We start from the raw sequence: 17,832 nt of genomic DNA, 5'->3' as shown, positions 1-17,832 counted from the left end.
GATAAACCATCATGGCGGAAATCAGCCGCGCCGCATTATTCAGCAAACTGTCCGCGCTCGGATACCGCGCCATCGAAAGCGCCACGACCTTCTGCAAGCTGCGCGGGCACGCCCATGTCGAGCTGGAGCATTGGCTGCACCAGATCATGCAAGGGCAGGATTCGGACCTGCATCGCATCGTTCGTCATTGCCGCATCGACCCGGCCGCCCTGGCGCGCGACCTGACCGAGGCCCTGGATCGCCTGCCGCCGGGGGGCGGGAAGATACTGGATCTTTCCAGCCAGGTGGAAGAAGCCGTCCAGCAAGGATGGATGTACGCATCGCTGCAATACGGCGCCGCGCGCGTGCGGACCGCTCACCTGCTGCTGGGCATGCTGCGCACGCCGTCGCTGCGCCGCGCGCTGGCCGGCATCTCGCGGCAGTTCGCGGCGATCGACGCGACGGCGCTGAGCGCGTCCTTCGACACCTGGCTGCGCGGCTCGCCCGAAGACGACGACGGGCCGGCCACCAGGGCCGCGGACATGGCCGCGGGGGATGCCGCGCCGCCGGCGGGCAATGGGCAGCAGCAGGCGCTGAATCGCTATACGGTGGATCTCACCGCGCTGGCGCGCGCCGGCAAACTGGATCCCATCGTCGGTCGCGACGACGAAATCCGCCAGGTCATCGACATCCTGCTGCGGCGGCGCCAGAACAATCCCATCCTGACCGGAGAGGCCGGTGTCGGGAAGACGGCGGTGGTGGAGGGGCTGGCGCAACGCATCGCGGTGGGCAACGTTCCGCCGGCGCTGCGCGACGTCGCGCTGCGCACCCTGGACGTGGGCTTGCTGCAGGCGGGCGCCAGCATGAAGGGGGAATTCGAGCAGCGCCTGCGCCAGGTCATCGACCAGGTGCAGGCGTCGGACAAGCCGGTCGTTCTGTTCGTCGACGAAGCCCATACGCTGGTGGGGGCGGGCGGCGCCGCGGGGACGGGCGATGCGGCCAATCTGCTCAAGCCAGCCCTGGCGCGCGGTACGCTACGCACAATCGCGGCGACCACCTGGTCCGAATACAAGCGCTACATCGAAAAAGACCCCGCGCTGACACGGCGCTTCCAGCCCGTGGCCGTCGACGAACCCGACGAAGCCAAGGCGCTGCGCATGTTGCGCAGCCTGGTGGGGCCCATGGAGTCGCATCACGGCGTGCAGGTGCTGGATGACGCCCTGCGCGCCGCCGTCCGGCTCAGCCATCGGTATATCCCCGATCGCCAATTGCCCGACAAGGCCGTCAGCCTGCTGGATACGGTATGTGCGCGGGTAGCGGTCAGCCGGCATGCCACGCCGGCCGCGGTCGACCGCCGCCGTGCCGGTATCGACGCGCTGCGCGCCGAACTCGCCTTGCTCGAACGCGAGGCCGCGATGGGCCTGGCGGACGAAGACCGGCTGGGGCCCCTCGCCGCGGATCTGGTGCGCGAAGAGCAAGCGCTGAAGACGCTCGAAGCCCGCTGGGAGGAAGAGAAAACGCTGGTCGCCGCGATCGCCGGCCACCGTGCCGGAGTGGCGGAACTTGCCGGCGATGCGCAGGCGGCCGCGCTGGCTGACCTGGCGCGGCTCGAGGCGTCGCTGGCGGCATGCCAGGACGCGCAACCGCTGGCTATCGCCCGCGTGGACCGGCATGCCGTGGCGGCGGTGGTCCAGGAGTGGACGGGAATCCCGGTGGGCCGCATGCTGAACGATGAGATCGACGGCTTGTTGGAGCTCGATGGAACGCTGGATAGCCGCATCGTGGGTCAGGCGCAGGCAACGGCGTGCATTGCGCGGCGCATACAGACGGCTCGCGCGGGTCTGGACCGGCCCGGCCGGCCCGTCGGGGTGTTCCTGCTGGCCGGCCCATCGGGCGTGGGCAAGACCGAAACCGCGCTTGCGCTGGCCGACGTGCTGTACGGCGGCGAGCACAACGTGATCACCCTGAACATGAGCGAATATCAGGAGGCGCATACCGTTTCCACTTTGAAAGGCGCGCCCCCGGGTTATGTCGGCTACGGCGAAGGCGGGGTTCTCACCGAAGCCGTGCGGCGCCGGCCCTACAGCGTGGTGTTGTTGGACGAAGTGGAAAAGGCCCATCCGGACGTGCACGAAGTCTTCTATCAAGTCTTCGACAAAGGGTGGATGGAGGACGGCGAAGGCCGTGTCATCGATTTCCGCAACTGCCTGATCCTGCTGACGACCAACACCGGTTCGGATGTCATCGAAGCCTTGTGCGCGGACGATGGCCAAGACGCCGGGTGCGTGCCCGTTGATGGACAGGACACGGGACGCCGGCCCGCGCCCGAGGACGTCCTGGGCGCGCTGCGCGCGCCGCTGCTGCGCGTATTCCCGCCGGCCTTGCTGGGACGGATGACGACCATCCCGTATTACCCCCTGGCGTTGGACGACATCAGGAAGATCGTGCGCTTGCAACTGGACCGTCTGGCGGCGCGTCTGCGCAAGGACGATGGCTTGGCATTCACGTACTCCGATGCGGTGCCGGACGAAATCGCGGCGCGCTGCAACGAGCGGCAGAGCGGCGCGCGGCTCGTGGATTCGATACTGACGCATGAGGTCCTGCCGGATATCGGCAAGGCCATGCTGGAATGGCGCCGGCAAGGACGGCAGGTCGAGGCAATCCGCGTGGATGCGGCGCCGGGCGCCTTCACCTTCGCGTTGAGCGGAGCCGGGGCGGAGGCCACGAATGGGGTATGAACCCCTGGGGCGGGTGCTGCGGATCAGCGGGTCGGCGCTGCCGGACGGCACTTTCCTGCACGCTTTCGTCGGACGCGAACGCCTGGGCCGCCTCTTCAAGTTCAAGATCCTGTTTTCTTGCCCGGTGACCACGCCCTTGGAGGCGAAGTTCCTGGGGAGCCCGGTATGGGTGTCGCTCAAAGGCCGCAACGGTGATCGCACCTTCAATGGCCTGGTCGCGCAATGCTCGACCGTCGAGATGGGCAAGCTGGCGCCACGGCACCTTCCGGGCAGGATCTTGTACCGCGCCATCGTGCGGCCCCGCCTATGGCGTCTGACGCGCTCATCCCATTGCCGCTTCTTTCACGACAAGACGGTGCTGGAGATCACCAGGATGGTGCTGGACGACCAGGGGGTGCCTTTCCGCGATGCTTGCATCGCGTCTTATCCCAGATGGGAGCACTGCGTCCAGTACCGGGAGACGGATCTCGACTTCCTGAGCCGCTTATGGCAGCGCGAAGGTATCTATTACTACTTCGAACACAAGGGGGGCACCGATACGCTGGTCCTCATGGATGATTCGCAGCAGCACGAGGCCATCCCGCGGTACGGGACCATTCCCTTTCATCCGGGCCGCCGCAGTGACGGCACGGATGTCCGCGAGGAAAGCATCTATGTCTGGAAGGCCGATCGCCGCGTCGTGCCGGGCCGCGGCGAGACCAATTCCTTCGATTTCATGAACGTGGCGCGTAGCACCAGCCAAGGCCTGCGCGGCAATGCCAACAGCGATGAGGACAAGAACAGGGCTTACGTCGTGCAGGAACCGGCGCTATGGTATGTCGACGACGGCAATGCCAATCGTTATGCGCGTAACCGGCTCGACGCGCACACCGTCGGCGCCGCCCGGGCGACCGGCCGTGCCAGCGCGGCGGGCATGTGCCCCGGCGCGTGGTTCAATCTGTCCGGACACCCAAGCGGCGAGCAGAACCGCGCCTATCTGGTCACGGACGTTAAGTACTGGATGAGCGATGGATACTTTCCCGCCCGTGGCGGGGGCGAAGACGACGCCGGCTTCAAGCTCGGCGCGGCCGCGGACGGTCGCAAGCTTATGAACTTCGATTGCCGCTTCCGTGCCATCCCGCGTACCAGCCCCTATCGCCAGCGTTGCCGCGCCGCCGTGCCGTCCATCGGTCCGCAGACCGCGATGGTCCTGGCGCCGGAGGGCGACGAGCTTGCGACCGACAGCTACGGCCGCGTCAAGGTCCAGTTCCACTGGGAGCAGTTCAACCCGCCGAAAGCGAACCAGGAGATGCAGCGCTGCTGGGTACGCGTGGCCCAGGCATGGGCCGGCGACCGCTGGGGCGCGGTGTTTCTGCCCCGCAAGGGCCAGGAGGTACTGGTGGAGTTCCTGAACGGGGATCCCGATAAGCCGGTGGTCACGGGCGGCCTCTACAACGGCAAGAACAAGCCGCCGTATGCCTTGCCCGACGCCGCGGCGGTGTCGGCCATCTACACGCACGGAACGGGCAACGAGAACGCCGGCAAGCGCAACGAACTGCGCTTCAACGATGAAAAGCTGCAGATCCTGCTTTATACCGACGGCAACCAGGACAACTACATCGAGCGCGACAGCCTGGCGTATATCGGGCACGACTCGCACACCATCATAGAAAACGCGCAACTGGTCGAGGCAAAGTCGCAGCACATTACCGTGGGCGAAAAACAGATGACCCGGGCACGCGACGTGTCGCTGAACGCCAGCCTGGGCATCGTGCATGAAGCGGGCGAAAAGTACGTGGTCAAGAGCGAGCTCGTGCACGTCAAGGCCGATGCGACCCTGGTGCTGGAGGCCACCGCGATGGTGTCGCTGAAAGTCGGCGATAGCTTCGTGTCCGTCACGCCGGCCGGCGTGCAGATATCCGGACCGATGGTGCTGCTGAACTCGGGCGGCGCCGCCGGCAGCGGGCCGGGGGGCTCCACCACCATGCCCGATCACCCCAAGAAAGCCGACGACGGCAAATCCGTGAAGCGAAACTGATATGGCCTTGCCCGTCGTACTCGGCGCCGAGCTGATGTGTACCTTCGGCACCGCGCCGTCCACGCTGATCGTGGAGCCCGAGTCGCGCGTTCTCATCGAAGGCCGGCCCGCCGCCAACATCGAGGACAACAAGCCCATCCTCAATATCCCGCCCTTTCTGATGTGCATGTCGCTGGCCAACCCGGAGGTGGAAGCGGCGACCGCCGCCGCGATGGGCGTGCTGACGCCCATGCCGTGCATTCCCATCGTCGAAGCGCCCTGGCTGCCGGGCGCGCCCACCGTGCTGGTGGGCGGCCTGCCGGCGCTGGACAACAACTCGCGCTGCATGTGCCAGTGGGCCGGCGTCATCTCCATCGTCGTGCCGGGCTGCGTGCGCACCATGGTGCCCTGAGCATACGATTTTTCCCGGTGTCCAGACCGCCGGATGATGCGATCCTTTCTTCAGGCATCGGATTCCTTATGGGTATCGATCGTACCGGTCTCGCGCGGCGAGCGTATCAAGCTCCTCACCATGGAGTTTTGGATGACGCAGCGAGGGATCAATTCGGCGTCGCCGCGAGCCATCGCGCCGGCCGCTTCGAGGATGAGCAGATGAACGACAATTTCTGGAACACCTTCAATACCCGCGCGGGCGCGCTGGACGCGCTGGCCCGCGTCGACCTATTGGCCGGCGATCCCGCGCTGGACCGCCGCCTGGCCGTGCTGGCGGACGCCGATCCGCTGGGCCTGCGCATACCGCGCCGGCCTACGCCGGGATATTGCCCGGCGGGGGCGCGCGACGCCGTTTCACCGGAGCATTACGCCTGCAGGCTGCCCACGCAGGCGGGCCCGGCATCGGCATGGCGCCTGGACGCCGATGCATGAGTGCCGACGACTTGCCGCCCGCCTGCTGACCACCAGTTGCCTGCTGGCATGCCTGGCGGCATGCGGCACCGCCGAGGTCGCCGATCGCGACATCCATCTGCGGCTGCAAGCCGCCCCGGACCTCAATCCCGACGGCGACGGGCGGCCGTCTCCCGTGATCGTCCGCCTCTACGAACTGGCCCAGGCCGACGATTTCTGCCAGGCGGGATTTTTCGATCTGTACGACAACGATAAGCGGATCCTGGGGAAAGATCTGCTGTCCCGTTCAGTGCTGGCCGTCCGCCCCGGCCAGCGGCTCGCATTGAGTCCGGCGTTCGTGCCGGGCGCGCGCTACCTGGCCGTGCTCGTCGCCTATCGCGATATTTACCGCGCCCGTTGGCGGTCCGTGGTCAGCCTTCCGGAGAACGGTGACAGCGATTGGGTCGTGACGCTGGGGGCGGGCAGCCTGACGGTGGCCGAGCGCGACGGCAAGAATGATTTGGGTTCCTGGAAGGAGGGGAGCGATGTACTGGAACAATAAGATCGTCTGGTCCGAAGGCATGCTGCTGCAGCAGCAGCACCTGCAGCAGCACGATCGCTACTGGCGCAATTACATCGACGGGCGTCTGGGCCGGGCGCCGAGGTGCTGGGGATTTTCGAAGCTGGAGGTGGATGAACACCAATTGGCCCTGGGCAAGCTGGCGCTGCTGGCGTGCGAGGGCATCATGCCGGACGGCACGCCGTTCTGCCTGCCGCTGGACGATGATCCGCCGATGGCGCGCGACGTCCCGGAGGACGCGCGCGATGCGCTGGCGGTGCTGGCGCTGCCCCTAGCGCGGCCCGGCACGCCAGAGGCGGCGGGCGATGACGCCGAAGCCGCGCACGCGCGCTACCGTATCGCCGAGTGCACTGTCCACGACAGCAACGCCGACGCGGACCAGGATGCCTTGGTGCAGGTCGGAAGGCTGCGCCTGCGCCTGGCATTCGAGCAGGAGGTCGCCGAAGGCCATGCGGTGCTGGGCGTGGTGCGCATCCTGGAGCGCCGCTCCGACGGTACGGTGGTGCTGGATCGGGCCTACTGCCCGCCCGTCATCGATTGCCGCGCCGCGCCGCGCTTGACGCGCTTCATGGACGAACTGGTCGGGCTGCTGGGACAGCGCGGCGCGGCCCTGGCCAATCGCCTGGTGCGGCCGAATACCCACGGCGCGGCGGAGATCGCCGAATTCCTGCTGCTGCAGCTGGTCAATCGGGCCGAGCCCTTGTTCGCGCACCTGGCGTCGGCGGGCGGCCTGCATCCGGAGCATCTGTATCGCGAGATGCTCCGGCTGGCGGGCGAGCTGGCCTGCTTCAGCCAGGGCGACAGGCGCCCGCCCAAGCTGCCGCCGTATCGGCACGATGGCCTGGACGCCTGCTTCCAGCCGCTCATGGAATATCTGCGGCGCGCGCTCTCCGCGGTGATCGAGCCGCAGGCCATTCCTATCCCGCTGGAGGAAGGTCAGTTCGGGATGCGCGTGGGGCGTATCCCGGATGTGGGCCTGCTGCGCACCGCCAGCTTCGTGCTGGCGGCAGGCGCGGACCTGCCCGCCGACGCGTTGTGGGCCAGCCTGCCCGCCAAGCTCAAGGTCGGCCCGGTCGAGAAGATCCACGATCTGGTCACCTTGCAACTGCCGGGCATCGCCTTGCGCACGCTGCCCGTCGCGCCGCGGCAATTGCCGTTTCACGCCAACCGCTGTTATTTCGCCCTGGACGCGGGCGATGAACTATGGGCGGACCTGCCGGTTTCCGCCGGCATCGCCCTGCACGTGGCTGGCGACTTTCCCGGGCTGCGCCTTGAGTTGTGGGCCATACGGCAATGAGGATGGTGGATTATTCCTCCGGCATGCCCGTGTCCGACGCCGACGCCGACGCCAGGCCGCCGGCCGGGCCCACGCCATTGGTGTTGGCGCACGATAGCGCGGCCGCCATCGACCTGGCATACGCCGCCGCGCCGATATTCCTGCCGCGCCACGCACTGAATCCCCTGGTCGAAGCCGCCCATCCCCTGTTGGAGCTGGGCATGTTGTTCCGCCACGGCCGCCAACCGCCCCCGCTGCCGCTGGAGGACCTGCGGCGCCGGCTGGCGGTGATGGTGCGCAACTTCGTCGACGCCTGCTCGCACATGCCGACCGAGATCGTGGCCGCCGCCCGCTATTGCCTTTGCACCTACCTTGACGAAGCCATCGCCGCCACGCCGTGGGGCGGCGAAGCGTGGTCGACGCGCAGCCTGCTGGTCATCTTCCACGGCGAATCCTCCGGCGGCGAGCGGTTCTTCACTATCCTGCATGAACTCTCGCGCGATCCGACCGCCAATATCGATGCCTTGGAACTGTTATCCGTCATGCTGGCGCTGGGCATGCAGGGCCGCTATCGCCTATCGCCGCAGGGCATCGCCGCGCTGGGCCAGGTCCGCCAGAAGCTGCGCGGCCTGATCCGCAATGTGCGAGGCGCGCCGGACGCCGTTCTGTCGCCCCGCTGGCGCGGCGACAAGGCCTGCAATCGCCGGTCCGGATTGTTTCGGCCCGTCTGGTGGGTGGTGGCGGGCGTGTTCTTCGCCCTGGTTTCTTTCTATGGCTGGCTGGAGCTGCACCTGCGGCAGCAGGCCGAAACCGTTGCGCTGGCGCGCGCGGCCGTGCGGGTGAAGGTTCCCATCGTGCTCCCGCCGGAGCGTGACGCGCCCCCGCGCGCGCCGCCGGCCCCGCCGCCGCCCTTGTTCGCGCCGGAACTGGACCAGATGCTCGCCGCCGACGTCGCCGCGCAGCGGCTGCGCATCGATCATCGTGTCGACCGGGTGGTGCTGACCCTCGGTACCGACGCCCTGTTCGCGTCGGGCAGCGCACGTCTACCGGCCGCCGAGCTGCCCTTGATCCGCCGCATCGGCGACGCCCTGCGCGTCATACCCGGCCAAGTCGTGGTGGTCGGGCATACGGACGATCAGCGGCCGGCACCGGGCGCGCCTTCCAACTGGGCCCTTTCCCTGGCCCGCGCCACCCAAGTGGTGGAACTGCTGCGGCAGGAAACGGACCAGCCGGAACGATTCCTGGCGCAGGGCAAAGGCAGCAGCGAGCCCGTGGCGTCCAACGACACGCCCGCGGGCCAGGCGCGCAACCGGCGCGTCGTGATCACCTTGCTCGCACCGGGCGCTTCGCTGTAGCGCCGTTCGCTCGCCATCAGGCCGGGCCCGCACATTCATTTCAAGAACCGCGCATCATGCTCAAGAATCTTTTCGGCGGTCTGACTTTTCGCCGCGTCGCGTTGGCCGTGCTGGTGCTGCTGGGCATCGCCTTCGTCGTACAGCAGTCGCCGCGTTTCTCGTATGCGGGCTATGCGCCTTTCGCCTCTCCCATGGCGCGCGCCTGGCTTACCGTGGCCTTGTGCCTGCTGTGGATCTTCGCCTACGGCGTGGTCGCGCTGGTCCGGCGGCTGGATCGCCTGCGCATAACCTGGCAGCCCGCTCCCCCGGAACCCGCCCAGGCTTCCTATGACGACGGCCCGCTGGTGGCGGCGCGCGAACGGCTGGACGGACTCTTCCGATCGACCTTGCGGGTGCTGCGCAAGGACGGGCCAATGTGGCGGCTGCGCCGCCATAGCCTATATCGCTTGCCGTGGTACCTGACGCTGGGCAGCGCTGGCGGCGGCAAGACCATGCTGCTCGCGGCATCGCGGCTGGGGCTGGGGGCGCCGGTGCCGGAAGCCGAATGGAAGCCCGGCGACCCTTGCCGTTTCTGGCTGGGCGACCGCGCCCTGTTGATCGAGGCGGACGGTATCCCGGTGGCCGGCGATCCAGCGGCCGGCGCCGCGGCGGTCGACGAAACGGCTGCCGGCGTCCAGGCGGCGATCTGGCAACGTCTGTTGAAGCGGGTGCGGCAGGCCCGGCGGCAATGCCCGGTGAACGGCGTCATCATTGCCGTCAGCGTGCCGGACCTGCTGGACGGCGAGCACGTCGCCATGGCGCGCGCGCACGATATCCGCGCCCGCCTGCGCGATATGCAGCGCTGTTTCCGGCGGCCTTTCCCCGTGTATTTCGTCATCACGCAATGCGATCGACTGGCCGGTTTCGATACCTTCTTCACCCATCTCGACCGCGCCGGGGCCGAGCAGCCCTGGGGGGTCACGTTCGCCGGTACCACGCCACGCGGCGATGACGCGCCACTGGCGGCTTTCAGGTCGGAGTTCGTCGCCTTGGTCCGTCGCCTGCAGGACCGCGTCGTTCATCTCGCGGCCACCGCGGGCGATGACGTCCAGGCCGGCGCCATTTATGGCTTCCCATCGCAATTCGAATCGCTGAACGAGTCGCTGCACGGCATGCTGGGCCACGTATTCGGCCGCTCTTTCCAGGGGGCGGCATTCTGGCTGCGCGGCGTGTACTTCACCAGCGCGGCGCGGGACGGCCAGGAACGGCCTATTTCGGCGAGCCCACTGGCCGCGGCGGTGCGCGGCGCCGCCCCTTCACGCCCGCGCGGCGCCGCCCAACCGCACGGATACTTCATCGCCGGCCTGCTGCGCGACGTCGTCTTCCGCGAAGCCGGCCTGGCCGACCGCGCGGCGGCGCGCGCCCGGCGGCGGGTGTCGCGTTATTTGACGCCGGCGGCGCTGACGTTCGCGGTGGTGGCCATCGTGCTCGTTCTGCTCGCGGGCTACGACCGTAACCGCGCGATGATGCGGGCGGTGCATGCCGATACGGTACGACTGTCCACGCTTGCCGCCAGCGTCGGCGCGGGCGCCACGGCCGATGATTTGCCGCGGATGCTGGCCTTGCTGGACGCGGCCAGTCGACCGGCGCTATCGCTGCCACGGTCGCTGGCCGAGGCCGCCCTGGTGCGGCGGGTCGGCCTGTATCAGGGCGACCGGCTGGTGGACGCGGCGCGGGCCGAATATCGCGCGCTGCTCCGGCAAGCCTTGTTGCCCTTCATCCAGGCTCGCGCCCGCGAGGCGATGACCGACGCGGCGCAAGGCGACATGCCGCGATTCCGCGCCTTGCGCACCTATCTGATGCTGGGCGACGCCGAACATTTCGACGCCTCCACAGTACTGGCATGGGTGGCGCGGGATGCGCGCGTTCTGCCTCTGACCGACGCGGGGCGAACGACATTGCTGTCGCATGCGCGCGCCCTGCTGGATGTGCCGGATTTCGAAGCCAGCGCTCCGCTGGACAGGGCGCTGGTGTCGCGCGTGCGCGCCGAGCTCAGCGCACGGCCCCTGGCCGACCGCCTGTACGACATGCTCCAGTCGGATCTGGCCGAGGCGGTGCCCGAGCCCTTGTCGGTGGCACAGCTGGAAGGCATGGACACGCCGCTGGTATTGCATCGTCCCAGCGGACTTCCCTTGTCCGAAGGCGTGCCGGGCATGTACACCTTGTCCGGCTATCACTTGTACCCGGCCGCCCGCGACAAGCTGATCGCCGGCAGCGAACGAGATAGATGGGTGCTGCGTCGCCCGGGCTCGGCCGCCAATGCCGAGCGCTTGCGCGAGCTTCTGGACCGGACGTATTTCTCGCGCTACATCGAAGCCTGGGACGCGCTGCTGAACGATGTGCGGGTCGGCGCCATGCCGCCCGACGCCCGCGATGGCGCCGCCGAAATGCATGTGCTGGCCGGCGCGGATTCCCCCTTGCGGCGCTTCCTGCAAGCCGTCGCGGTGCAGACCGATCTGGCGGGCAAGGGCTCGCCGCCGACGCCGGTCGATCGCCATTTCGGCGCGCTCCATCAACTGTTCCAGGGGCAGAATGGCGCCGCGCCCCCCATCGCGCGTATCCAGTCCGGCATCGAAGGCGTGGCGCAGTTCCTGGATGGCGTGGATGCGGCCCGCCAGCACGGCATTCCGGCGCCGCCGGCCGACGCGATTGCGTCCTTGCAGGACGCCGCCGAAGGACAACCGCCGCCGCTGCGCGACATGCTGCAGCAACTGGCGAACGACGGCAGGGCGGTGGCGGTGGACGACATCCGGCGCCGCATCGACGAACTATGGCGTGCCGACGTAGCGCCGTTCTGCCATGCCGCCGTCGACAACCGCTATCCGATCGATCCGCGTTCGAGCCAGGACATGACGCAGGACGACTTCAACCGGCTGTTCGGACCGGCCGGCCTGCTCGCCACCTTCTTCCAGGCCAACCTGCTGACCTATATCGACATGAGCGTTACGCCATGGCGCTGGCGGCCGAATGCCGTGCGCCTGGGATTCTCGCGCGCCGCGCTGCAGGTATTCCAGGATGCCGCGACGATACGGCAGGCCTTCTTTCCGGACGGCGGCAAGACCATGGTGATTCGCTTCCAACTGCTGCCGCTATTCCTGGATTCCTACTTCACCCGCTTCAATCTGACGCTGGGAAACCAGAGCCTGAGCTACGCGCACGGTCCCGCCGTGCCCGTCAGCTTCGCCTGGCCCGACGGCGGCGCCACGCAGTCCGGGCGCATCAGCTATGAGCCCGCGGACCCCGGCGGGCGCGACGGGCGCGCCGTCAGCGGACCATGGGCGCTGTTTCGCCTGCTCGATATGGGAACCCTGCAGACGGTGCGCAGCGATCGCTACAAGCTGGACTTCAACCTTTCCGGCAAGCAGGTATCGCTGGAGCTGGATGCGGGCAGCGTGATCAATCCCTTCGGCCTGCCGGCGCTGCGTCGCTTCAAGTGCCTGGACCGCCTGCTGGGCAGCGGCCCCGCCGCCAGGCCGATGTCCCGGCGGCCCCAGCCCGGTTGGGCAGGGGATGACGTGTATTGAAAGGCGGGCCCGCGCCGCCCATGCCGTATCGGTCGTGGACGCCAATGGCCGGCAGCCGACGCCGCCGATGGGCGGCTACCCCACACCTTCGATGACGACATAGGGCGTGCCCGTGTCCGTGCGCCCGACCCGGCCGCGCACGCCATACACACTGGACAGCGTGTCCGGCCCCAGCACGTCCGCCGGTTCGCCCTCCGCGGCGCTTACGCCGTCGCGCAGCAGGATCGCATGTTCCGCGTGCCGCAGCGCGATGGCCAGATCGTGGGTCGCCATCAGCGTGACCAGCCGCCGTTCGCGCGTCTCCCGGCCGAGCAATTCCATCACCTCGAATTGATGCCGCAGATCGAGCGCCGACAAAGGCTCGTCCAGCAGCAGCACGCGCGGTTGCAGCACCAGCGCCAGCGCCAGTCCCGCCAATTGGCGTTGGCCGCCGGACAGTTCATCCAGGTGCCGCATCGCCAGGTGCCCGATATCCAAGCGCGTCAGCAGCGCCTGCGCCGTCTCGACATCCGCCCGCCCGCCCAGCCGTCCCGAGCGCGCGCGCGCCGCCGCCACGACCGCTTCCAGCACGCGCAGGTGCACGGCATTCGGCAGGTCCTGTGGCATGTACGCCACCAGCGCCGAACGCTGGTCCGGCGGCAGGGCCGCCAGGTCGCATCCATCCCACGCAATGGCGCCCTGGCGCAAGGGCATCAGCCCCGCGAGCGCTTTCAGCAAGGTGGATTTGCCGCAGCCGTTCGGCCCCAGCACGGCGGTGATCCGTCCTGGCGGCAGCGGCTGCAGCGATAGTCCGCGCAGGACATCCCGCTCGGCGTAGCCCGCCCGTACGCCCTGGATCGACAGACCGCCGCCCGCTTCGCCAGCCATCGACAAGTCGCCCGTCACGGCAATTGCCGCCGCAAAACGACGGCCACGAAGACCGGCAGTCCCGCCAGTGCCGTCACGATGCCGATCGGCAGCACCAGTCCCGGCACCAGGCACTTGGACAGAATCGAAGCCAGCGATAGCACGACCGCGCCGACCAGCGCGCTGCCGGCCAGGTAAAAGCGGTGGTCCTCGCCGAACAGCCGGCGCGCGATATGAGGCGCCACCAGCCCGATGAACCCGATAACCCCCGCCAGTGAAACCGCCAGTCCCGACAGCAGGCTGATACGCGCCAGCGCCCCCAGCCGCAGGCGGCGCACGTCCACGCCGAAGCTGGCGGCGCGTTCGGCGCCCAGGCGCAGCGCCGTCAGCCGCCAGGCGGCGCGCAAGGAAAATGGCAGTACGGCGGCCAGGGCCAGCGCCAGCACGCCCAGCTGCATCCAGCCGATCCGCCCCAGGCTGCCCATGGTCCAGAACACCAGGTTCTGCAAGGCCTGGGCGCTGGCCACGAACTGGATGGCGGACACCACCGCGTTGCACAGGAAGACCATCGCGATGCCGAACAGCACCACGCCGCTGGCCCGCATGCCGCCGCGGCGCGCCACGGTATCCAGCAGAAGCGCCCCGGCCGCGGCAAACACGAAAGCGCAGGCCGCGATGGCCCAGTCCGGCGCGATCCAGGGCAACAGCCAGCCGCCGAACACGATCGCTACCGACGCGCCCAGGGCAGCGGCGGAAGAAACGCCCAGGGTATCGGGGCTGGCCAGGGGATTATTCAGGACGGTCTGCATCTCGGCGCCGGCCAGGCCCAGCGCCATGCCCACCAGCACGGCGGACGCGGCATGCGGCAGGCGCAGGGTCCACACGATGACGCGGTCCACCGGCGCCGCGCCATCGGGATGCAGCAGGGTATTCAGCAGGGTGGCGGCCGAAAGGCTGCTGCCGCCGATCAGGAAATCGCCCAGCATCGCCGCCAGAATCAAAGCGGCCAGGACGAATAAAAGCAGCGCGCGCCGCCGCAGTATGCCCCGGTAGGCTGCTACCGGATCGCCGGAGACCGCTCGCACGCCCATGTCGGCGCTCGCGCCTGCCGCCGCGCGCGCCACGCGCTATTGCAGCAGTTGCAGGCGGTTCTTCGCCGTGTCGGCCGCCTGCGTATTGGGATAGTCCTTGACGATCCGCTGCAAGGTGGCCTTGGCGCCGGCGCGATTGTTCATCTCGATCTGGCTGCCCGCGATGACCAGCAGCGCATCGGGCGCGCGCGCATTGTCGGGCGCGTTCTTGACCATGGTGCTCAGTTGGTCGATCGCGCCCTTGTAGTCCTTGGTCGCGTAGCGGCTGCTGCCCAGATAAAACTGCGCGGTGGGCGCCAGCTGACTGTTGGGATACAGCGCCAGGAAGGCGGTCAGGGCCTCGGCGGCTTCCTTGTACTGCCCGTTGCGGAAACGATCGATGGCGCCGTCATAGGTGGACTGTTCCTGCGGATCGCCGGCCGTCGCGCCACCCGTATCGGACTGGCTGCCATTGGCCGGCGCGCGCGGCACCGCCTGGTGCACGGCCTGTTCGACCTGGTTGCGCAGTTCCGTCACCTGCTGCTGAAGCGACTGTATCTGATCGGCCAGCTGCATGCGCGAATTTTCGCTGATTTGCCTCATCTGCTGGAGTTGCTGGCGCAGCTCCAGGATCGCCTTGCGGGCATCGTCATCCGCGAAGGCGTGGGCGGGCGAGGACAGGGCGGCGAAAGCCATGCCGGCGGCGGCCACCAGGAGACGCAAAGACGGGACTCGGTCGTTCATGAGAATTCCTGGGTCAAGATAAAAACAAGCGCCGGGCGGCCAACAGACCGTCCCGACGCATGTTGTACGGCAAAAAAGATCAGCTTTCGATCAGCTGAACGTCGCGGCCGTCCGGATCAACGCTGGTAGTTGATGTCCGCGCGGCGATCCTGCGCCCAGCTGGCTTCGTCCGAGCCGGTCGCGTGTTCCTTGCCGAAGCTGATCGTTTCGATCTGATTGGCGTTAACGCCATTCAGCTTCATCAGCTTGGCCACGGCGTCGCTACGACGGTTGCCCAGCGCCAGGTTGTATTCGGAGCTGCCGCGCGGATCGGTGTTGCCTTCGATGCGGATCTTCTGGGTCGGATGGCCAGTCAGGTAGCTCGAGTGCATCTGCACCAGTTGCTGGTACTGGTCGTTGACCGTGTAGCTGTCAAAGTCGAAGAACACGCTCTTCTGCTGGGCCAGGGGGCTGCTGGGGTTGAACGGGTCCATGACCGGACCGGCGCCGCCGCCGGCGGTGCCCGCCGAGCCAGTGCCCTGGCCTCCCTTGTCATCCAGGGGGACGGAGCTGCAAGCGGCCAAAGTTGCTACAAGCGCTGCAACGGTTAGGCTTTTGGCAATGCGCGACTTCATGATGGTTCCTTTGTTGATAAGTGAGTCACACGTGTTAGCGGGTAAACGGGCCCCAAGTCGGTTCGTTGATCTGTCCGTTTAGTACAGAAAGCGTCTGCCGCACGCGGCCGTCGCTCGATACCACTGCAAGAACATTACGTCCGCCTTGGATAGCCGCGTATAGTACTTGCATTCCATTCGGCGCAAAACTGGGAGATTGATCATCGTTGCCATTAGTCAGCAAAGTTTCGGTGCCGCTGGACAAATTTAGCGAAGCGATGCGAAATGACCCGTCGCGTCTTGCAACGTACACGAGCGTCGAACCATCGGGCGAAATACGCGGTGAGACGTTGTAACTACCATTAAACGTCAGTCGTCGGGGCTCGCCGCCACCGATGCTCACCTGGTAAATCTGCGGTCCGCCGCTGCGGTCGCTGGTAAATATGATGGAACCGCCGTCCGGCGTGAAAGTCGGCTCGGTGTCGATACCGGGCGAACGGGTCACCCGGCGCAGGTTGGAGCCGTCCGCGCTGATAGTGTAAATCTGCGACAGTCCGTCCCGGGTCAGCACGATGGCCAGCATGCTGCCGTCCGGCGACCAGGCCGGAGCACTGTTGTTGCCCTTGTAGTTGGCGACCGGAACGCGGGCGCTGGTGGCCAGGGTGTGGACATAAACCACCGGCTTGCCGGATTCGAAGCTGACATAGGCCAGGCGCGTGCCGTCCGGCGACCAGCGCGGCGAAATAATCGGTTCACGCGAGCGCAGCGCCACCTGGGGATTCTGGCCGTCGGCATCGGCAACCTGCAGTTCGTAGGTGCTGCCCTGCTTCAGCACATAGGCGATCCGGGTCGAAAACACGCCGCGCACCCCCGTAATTTTTTCGTAGACACGGTCGGCGATCTGGTGCGCGACACGGCGCAGTTCCTGTTCGGAACCCGAAAAGGCCACGCCGTCCAGCTGTCCGCGCTTGACCGTATCGGCCAGGCGGTAGCGGACGTCGTAACGGCCGTCCGGCGTCTGGTTGATGCTGCCGTAGGCCAGGAAGTCGGCTCCCTTGCCGCGCCAATCGTCATAGCCGACCGTGCTGTCCACTGTCAGGCCGGCGTTCGAGCCGTCGATCAGGCGGAACTGCCCGGTGCGGTTCAGGTCGGCGCGGATCACTTCCGCCAGGGCGTGACCCCGGGTGGCGTCGCCGGCGAAGTCGGCGATGGCCACGGGGTACTGGGTCGCACCCGTCCCTGAAATGTCCACGCGCAACTGGGCGTGCGCCGGGCGGCCTGCCAGCAGGATTGCGAGCAACACCAACAGGCCGAAACCGTAGGTCCTCAGCGCAGCCTGGATCGAGGGTCGGCGATGGGCTGGAGTCATGGTAAGCAATCTCCTGTCAGTCATACATGCGGTAAATAACATCGATCACCGGTTCGTACCTTCCGGTCGAAGGTTTCGGGAAAGGGTTGCAGCGGCGGATACCGGTTTCGACCGCCCGGTCGAAACCGGTATTGCCGGACGACGAGGTCAGGTTCACCGAGGTAACGGCGCCGCTGGAGTTCAACTGTACCCGGTATTGCACGGTGGGGTTGGCCGACCCTGCCCGCGGGGGCGTCGGATATGACACGCCCGGCTGGATGCAGGCCCGCACCTTGGCGCCATAGCCATCGTCGCGCCCGCCGCCCGCCTGGTTGCGGTCGGCCGTGCCGCCGGGTATACCGGCCGCGCCCAGCGCGTCGTTGCGGAAGGCTTCCTTAAGCGCCCGGTCGGCGGCGGCCTTCTTGGCGGCGGCGGCCTTCTCGGCGGCTGCCTTTTCCGCGGCGGCCTTGTCGGCGGCGGCTTTCTCGGCGGCCGCCTTGTCAGCGGCGGCTTTTTCGGCCGCCGCCTTCTTGGCGGCGTCTTCCTTGGCCTTCTTGTCGGCGGCGGCCTTTTCCGCCGCCGCTTTTTCGGCAGCGGCTTTTTCGGCGGCAGCCTTGTCAGCGGCAGCCTTTTCAGCCGCGGCCTTATCGGCAGCCGCTTTTTCCGCCGCGGCCTTAGCGGCGGCGGCCTTTTCGGCATCCTGGCGTTGTTTCTCCAGGCGCTGCTTTTCTTCCAGCGCGGCCTGCTGACGTTCCTTTTCCAGGCGAGCCTGCTCGGCCAACGCGGCTTGGCGGTCCTTTTCTTCCTGTTCTTTCTTCTTGCGCGCCTCTTGCAGCGCGATCTCAGGATCGGGCGTGTCGTCCGGCTTCGGCTGCGCCTGCGGTTGCGGCGGAGGGGGCGG

General features: G+C 67.6%; 14 protein-coding genes. 8 read left to right on the top strand and 6 right to left on the bottom strand.

Annotation, left to right across the window (positions count from 1 at the left end; genetic code table 11):
- The first annotated feature begins 11 nt into the window (after positions 1-11).
- The 8 genes from tssH (at position 12) to tssM (ending at position 12,330) form a co-directional block, all read left to right on the top strand.
- Complete coding sequence (gene tssH, locus ACNA0R_RS26110; protein ID WP_415828991.1) at positions 12-2,717, top strand: type VI secretion system ATPase TssH; 2,706 nt, start codon at positions 12-14, stop codon at positions 2,715-2,717.
- Positions 2,707-4,734 carry a type VI secretion system Vgr family protein gene (locus ACNA0R_RS26105; RefSeq protein ID WP_415828990.1) on the top strand — a complete coding sequence of 676 codons (2,028 nt, stop codon included), beginning with the start codon at positions 2,707-2,709 and terminating at the stop codon, positions 4,732-4,734. The genes tssH and ACNA0R_RS26105 overlap by 11 nt, the downstream gene beginning before the upstream one ends.
- A 1-nt stretch (position 4,735) precedes the next feature.
- Positions 4,736-5,125 (top strand): DUF4280 domain-containing protein, encoded by a 390-nt coding sequence (locus tag ACNA0R_RS26100; protein WP_415828989.1) that lies wholly within the window; start codon positions 4,736-4,738, stop codon positions 5,123-5,125.
- A 200-nt stretch (positions 5,126-5,325) separates the two neighbouring features.
- A complete protein-coding gene (locus ACNA0R_RS26095) occupies positions 5,326-5,598 on the top strand; it encodes a hypothetical protein (protein ID WP_415828988.1) in 273 nt (90 codons plus the stop codon).
- A complete protein-coding gene (gene tssJ, locus ACNA0R_RS26090; RefSeq protein WP_415828987.1) occupies positions 5,591-6,118 on the top strand; it encodes a type VI secretion system lipoprotein TssJ in 528 nt (175 codons plus the stop codon). Before ACNA0R_RS26095 ends, tssJ begins: the two co-directional genes overlap by 8 nt.
- Positions 6,102-7,433 (top strand): type VI secretion system baseplate subunit TssK, encoded by a 1,332-nt coding sequence (tssK, locus tag ACNA0R_RS26085; protein WP_415828986.1) that lies wholly within the window; start codon positions 6,102-6,104, stop codon positions 7,431-7,433. The genes tssJ and tssK overlap by 17 nt, the downstream gene beginning before the upstream one ends.
- A gap of 2 nt (positions 7,434-7,435) precedes the next feature.
- The gene (gene icmH / locus ACNA0R_RS26080) at positions 7,436-8,767 is read left to right on the top strand and encodes a type IVB secretion system protein IcmH/DotU (RefSeq protein WP_415828985.1); all 1,332 of its coding nucleotides are present in this window, start codon (positions 7,436-7,438) and stop codon (positions 8,765-8,767) included.
- Positions 8,768-8,823: 56 nt separating this feature from the next.
- Positions 8,824-12,330, top strand: a complete 3,507-nt coding sequence (tssM, locus tag ACNA0R_RS26075; protein ID WP_415828984.1) for a type VI secretion system membrane subunit TssM — start codon at positions 8,824-8,826, stop codon at positions 12,328-12,330.
- Between the two features lie 75 nt (positions 12,331-12,405).
- Here the strand turns inward: tssM and ACNA0R_RS26070 are convergent, their stop codons facing one another.
- The 6 genes from ACNA0R_RS26070 to tolA all read right to left on the bottom strand — a co-directional run.
- Positions 12,406-13,197 (bottom strand): ABC transporter ATP-binding protein, encoded by a 792-nt coding sequence (locus tag ACNA0R_RS26070; protein WP_415829010.1) that lies wholly within the window; start codon positions 13,195-13,197, stop codon positions 12,406-12,408.
- A 14-nt stretch (positions 13,198-13,211) separates the two neighbouring features.
- The gene (locus tag ACNA0R_RS26065) at positions 13,212-14,267 is read right to left on the bottom strand and encodes a FecCD family ABC transporter permease (RefSeq protein WP_415828983.1); all 1,056 of its coding nucleotides are present in this window, start codon (positions 14,265-14,267) and stop codon (positions 13,212-13,214) included.
- Positions 14,268-14,303: 36 nt separating this feature from the next.
- Positions 14,304-14,990, bottom strand: coding sequence for a tol-pal system protein YbgF (gene ybgF, locus ACNA0R_RS26060; protein WP_415828982.1), 687 nt, complete (start codon positions 14,988-14,990; stop codon positions 14,304-14,306).
- 116 nt (positions 14,991-15,106) lie between these two features.
- Positions 15,107-15,604, bottom strand: coding sequence for an OmpA family protein (locus ACNA0R_RS26055; protein WP_415828981.1), 498 nt, complete (start codon positions 15,602-15,604; stop codon positions 15,107-15,109).
- 34 nt (positions 15,605-15,638) lie between these two features.
- Positions 15,639-16,952, bottom strand: coding sequence for a Tol-Pal system beta propeller repeat protein TolB (gene tolB / locus ACNA0R_RS26050; RefSeq protein ID WP_415828980.1), 1,314 nt, complete (start codon positions 16,950-16,952; stop codon positions 15,639-15,641).
- Positions 16,953-16,968: 16 nt separating this feature from the next.
- Positions 16,969-17,832 (bottom strand): cell envelope integrity protein TolA (tolA, locus tag ACNA0R_RS26045; protein ID WP_415828979.1); only part of this gene is annotated, 864 nt, incomplete at its 5' end.

This window comes from Bordetella sputigena (genome assembly GCF_965137885.1).
In the GTDB taxonomy this organism is placed as follows: Bacteria; Pseudomonadota; Gammaproteobacteria; order Burkholderiales; family Burkholderiaceae_B; genus Bordetella_C; species Bordetella_C sputigena.
The sequence above is the reverse complement of the archived record's forward strand: the minus strand, read 5'-3'. Positions and strand labels throughout refer to the sequence as shown.

Excerpts from the sequence above, each read along its gene's own strand:
- tssH (WP_415828991.1), top strand. The coding sequence starts at position 12 with ATGGCGGAAATCAGCCGCGCCGCATTATTCAGCAAACTGTCCGCGCTC.
- ACNA0R_RS26105 (WP_415828990.1), top strand. The coding sequence starts at position 2,707 with ATGGGGTATGAACCCCTGGGGCGGGTGCTGCGGATCAGCGGGTCGGCG.
- ACNA0R_RS26100 (WP_415828989.1), top strand. The coding sequence starts at position 4,736 with ATGGCCTTGCCCGTCGTACTCGGCGCCGAGCTGATGTGTACCTTCGGC.
- ACNA0R_RS26095 (WP_415828988.1), top strand. The coding sequence starts at position 5,326 with ATGAACGACAATTTCTGGAACACCTTCAATACCCGCGCGGGCGCGCTG.
- tssJ (WP_415828987.1), top strand. The coding sequence starts at position 5,591 with ATGCATGAGTGCCGACGACTTGCCGCCCGCCTGCTGACCACCAGTTGC.
- tssK (WP_415828986.1), top strand. The coding sequence starts at position 6,102 with ATGTACTGGAACAATAAGATCGTCTGGTCCGAAGGCATGCTGCTGCAG.
- icmH (WP_415828985.1), top strand. The coding sequence starts at position 7,436 with ATGGTGGATTATTCCTCCGGCATGCCCGTGTCCGACGCCGACGCCGAC.
- tssM (WP_415828984.1), top strand. The coding sequence starts at position 8,824 with ATGCTCAAGAATCTTTTCGGCGGTCTGACTTTTCGCCGCGTCGCGTTG.
- ACNA0R_RS26070 (WP_415829010.1), bottom strand. The coding sequence starts at position 13,197 with ATGGCTGGCGAAGCGGGCGGCGGTCTGTCGATCCAGGGCGTACGGGCG.
- ACNA0R_RS26065 (WP_415828983.1), bottom strand. The coding sequence starts at position 14,267 with ATGGGCGTGCGAGCGGTCTCCGGCGATCCGGTAGCAGCCTACCGGGGC.
- ybgF (WP_415828982.1), bottom strand. The coding sequence starts at position 14,990 with ATGAACGACCGAGTCCCGTCTTTGCGTCTCCTGGTGGCCGCCGCCGGC.
- ACNA0R_RS26055 (WP_415828981.1), bottom strand. The coding sequence starts at position 15,604 with ATGAAGTCGCGCATTGCCAAAAGCCTAACCGTTGCAGCGCTTGTAGCA.
- tolB (WP_415828980.1), bottom strand. The coding sequence starts at position 16,952 with ATGACTCCAGCCCATCGCCGACCCTCGATCCAGGCTGCGCTGAGGACC.